Here is a 1,000-nt window from a genome sequence, read left to right as displayed (position 1 = left end):
GGAGTGCGCCACGAAATCCGTGGACGGAATACGCCACCGCATCGCCCTGCGCGCGGCCAGTTGGCGTTCGAAGTCCGCCAACGCCTCCGGTTCGCCGGAGACCACGACGGCGGCAGGACCGTTCACGGCAGCCACCGACAGTCGGCCGTCGAAGCCGTCGACCAGTTCCTGCACGGCGGCGGCCGGCATGACCACGGACACCATCGACCCGGCCACCGACAGCCCCGACAGCGCACGCGAACGCGCCGCCACCACATGGGCCGCGTCCTCCAACGACAGCATCCCCGCCACCGTCGCCGCCGCGATCTCACCCTGCGAGTGGCCGACGACGGCGTCGGGAGTGACCCCCGCCGCTTCCCAGACCGCGGCAAGGGAGACCATCACCGCCCACAGCGCGGGCTGCACGACCTCCGCGGCCTCCAACTCGGGCGCACCCTCCGCACCCATCAGCACGTCACGCAGCGACCACTCCACATGCGGGGCGAGAGCCGTCTCGCACTCCGCCAGACGCGCGGCGAACAACGGGGAGGCGCCCAGCAGTTCACGCCCCATCCCGATCCACTGCGTACCCTGACCCGCGAACACGAACGCCGTACGACCAGCCGGGCGGGCGGTGCCGGTGACGACCGACGGCGCCCCGGTCCCCGCGGCCAGGCACCGCACCCCGTCCACGAACCCGTCCCGGTCCCCGGCGACCACCACCGCACGGTGCTCGAACACCGAACGCGTGGCAGCCAACGACCAGGCCACGTCGGTGGGTTCGGCCTCGGGGCGGGCGGCGGCCCAGGCGTGGAGCCGTTCGGCCTGGGCGGCGAGCCCGTCGGCGGTGCGGCCGGACACCAGCCACGCGCCGGCCTCGCCGTCGCCCAGCAGCGCGGGCGCGGCGGGGGCGTCGGCCGCCCCGGGGTCGGAGTCGTGGTCGGGGGCCGGGGCCGGGGCCGGGGCCGGGGCCTCTTCCAGGATGACGTGGACGTTGGTGCCGCTCATGCCGAACGCGGAC

The 1,000-nt window shown here is 74.9% G+C and carries 1 protein-coding gene; it reads right to left on the bottom strand.

The window, feature by feature from the left end:
* Positions 1 to 987: acyltransferase domain-containing protein (locus WA788_RS35365; RefSeq protein ID WP_335984577.1), on the bottom strand; the 987-nt coding region annotated here is incomplete at its 3' end.
* Positions 988 to 1,000: the final 13 nt, after the last annotated feature.

The sequence above is a fragment of the Streptomyces sp. CA2R106 genome, assembly GCF_037034245.1.
Lineage (GTDB): Bacteria > Actinomycetota > Actinomycetes > Streptomycetales > Streptomycetaceae > Actinacidiphila.
Note: the sequence above shows the minus strand (reverse complement) of the source record. Positions and strands in the feature narration are given on the sequence as shown.